Source organism: Geminicoccus harenae (genome assembly GCF_019800005.1).
Taxonomy (GTDB): Bacteria; Pseudomonadota; Alphaproteobacteria; order Geminicoccales; family Geminicoccaceae; genus Geminicoccus; species Geminicoccus harenae.
In genome coordinates this window covers 1-2,134 of the sequence record NZ_JABGCL010000116.1, presented here as the reverse complement: position 1 = coordinate 2,134, position 2,134 = coordinate 1, and the positions used below count along the sequence as shown (strand labels likewise).

Sequence of the window (2,134 nt, the reverse complement as noted above, 5' to 3'; positions counted from 1 at the left end):
TCGGCTGGATGGTTCGCTGGCGCCGCCTGGTGCGGGACTACGAGGCCAGGCTCGATGTGTCCGAAGCCTTCGTGCAGGTCGCCATGGGCAGCCTGCTGCTACGCCGCATCAGCCACTGAGTGCATTCTCAAACGGGCTCTTAGCAGGATTGGCCGGCGCCTGTTCGCCCGACTGCGGCGTGCTGCATCATGGGATGCAGCACGCGGGGTGCTGGTCTTGGAAGTGGAGGCCGGAGGGTCCTCCTTAGTAGTGTGCGCAGCCGTTTCAGAGCATTTCAGGCAGCAGTTAATAGGCTAGTTTCTACGGGTACTTACGCCGAACGCTTGATCTAGCTGTGGCTCCTTGTTTCTCCTTATTCAACCCGATATGTTGGGACCGGCGCTGGGACCAGCAGGTGTGGAGGAGACCTCAAGGCATGAAACTTTCGGCGGCCAGAGCGAAGAATGAGGCTAGGCTAGGCCGGCACAGCGATGGTGCGGGGCTGTATCTCTTCGTCCGCTCAGACGGCCGCAAGGGGTGGCTCATGCGCTACCGCCTGGGTGGCAAGCAGTGTGACATGGGCTTGGGCAGCTACGAGGTTTCATTGGCTGCTGCGCGGCGAGCTGCCGCGGAAGCGCGGGAGCGTCTCCGGGCGGGTGAGGACCCCATCAGTGCTCGGAGAGCCGAGCGCGTCGCCCTGGTGCGCAAGGTCACAGAAGCGGAGCAGCGTTCGTTTCAGGCTCTGGCGGAACGGTACATGGCGAAGCACGAGCCCGCCTGGAAGAACCCCAAGCACCGCGAGCAGTGGCGCAATTCCCTGATCAACTATGTCTATCCGAAGATCGGCAGCCGGGACGTGGCGGAGATCGCCCGAGCCGATGTCCTCGCCATCCTGGAGGCCATTTGGCTCCGAGTGCCGGAGACAGCCGCTCGAGTGCGAGGGCGCATCGAGACAATTCTGGACTATGCGGCTTCAGAGGGCTTGCGTGATGCGCCGAACCCAGCGCGGTTGAAGGATCTTCGGCACGCTCTCCCAAATGCCCAGAAGTTGAGACGATCAGAGCACTATCCGGCCCTACCTTGGCAGGATCTGCCTGCATTCATGTCCACGCCAAGGGCAAATGCGTCGATCTCCGCTCGTGCCCTTGAGTTCACCATTCTCACAGCAAAGCGCACTAGCGAGATCATTGGCGCGACCTGGCAGGAGATCAACTTCGAGTCTGCAACGTGGACCATCCCGCCCGATCGCATGAAGGTCCCGACGGCGCATCGTGTACCACTCTCCCAGCCGGCGCTCAGCCTGCTGGGGAAGCTGCTCCCAGAGCGCCCTAACCCCAAGGGGTTCATCTTCCCGGGTAAGCGGCCGTACTCCCAGCTTTCCAACATGGCGATGTTGCAGCTGGTCCGCGGAATGCAGCGACCAACGAGCGGGAAGGGCCAAGCGAGGTGGGTCGACCATCTCGGTCGGGAGATTGTGCCGCACGGGTTTCGCAGCACGTTCAGAGACTGGGTCGCAGAGGCGACCAACTACCCCGATGCGTGGGCGGAAGCAGCTCTGGCGCACACACTCAAGGACAAGGTGGTCGCGGCCTACCAGCGGTCTGACCTCCTCGAGAAGCGGCGGGAACTGATGGAGGCTTGGGCGGAGCATGCGAGGCCAGAATCCGATCTTCCGAGCCAGTCAGCGGGAAAGAACTCTGAATGACAGAAGATGAGGAGGCACGCACCGCGGCGAGCGCCAACATTGTGAAGAACCGCACCGTACTAGTGCGGACAGTGATGGAGGAGCAGCTACTAGCCCGCCTGGATGAGACTGACCTTTGGCACCTACGCCGCGCTGACTGACTGTCGGCAAAGTCGCTGACCGGTCACGTGATGCGCCGCAGCATGATCCGGCTCATGGCGGTGTGGATCATCGCCACGCCGGTTTCAGGCAGCCGCTCATAGTCTCGGGCAAGGCGACGTGAGCGGGAAAGCCAGGCGAAGGTCCGCTCAACGACCCAACGGCGCGGCAGGACGTGGAAGCCTGCCGGCCTTTCCTCCAGTCCATAGCGCCACGCCTGACGCTGGCGGTGGAACGGGACCTCCATGCGCCAGCTGCGTTCCTTCTCCAGCCACTTTGCAAACGGGCCGGTGCAGGCACCGTCTGCCCAGA

General features: G+C 62.8%; 2 protein-coding genes and 1 pseudogene. 2 read left to right on the top strand and 1 reads right to left on the bottom strand.

Going from position 1 to position 2,134, the window contains the following annotated elements:
* A pseudogene (locus HLA95_RS27075) lies at positions 1–119 on the top strand (IS5/IS1182 family transposase); the annotation flags it as partial.
* 296 nt (positions 120–415) lie between these two features.
* The gene (locus tag HLA95_RS27070; protein ID WP_222185091.1) at positions 416–1,684 is read left to right on the top strand and encodes a tyrosine-type recombinase/integrase; all 1,269 of its coding nucleotides are present in this window, start codon (positions 416–418) and stop codon (positions 1,682–1,684) included.
* A 163-nt stretch (positions 1,685–1,847) separates the two neighbouring features.
* Here HLA95_RS27070 and HLA95_RS28730 read toward each other — a convergent pair.
* The coding region (locus HLA95_RS28730) for a transposase (protein WP_255592570.1) at positions 1,848–2,134 on the bottom strand (287 nt) is incomplete at its 5' end.

What these genes read in the sequence shown, in the direction of transcription:
- HLA95_RS27070 (WP_222185091.1), top strand. Translation starts at nt 416, where the DNA reads ATGAAACTTTCGGCGGCCAGAGCGAAGAATGAGGCTAGGCTAGGCCGG.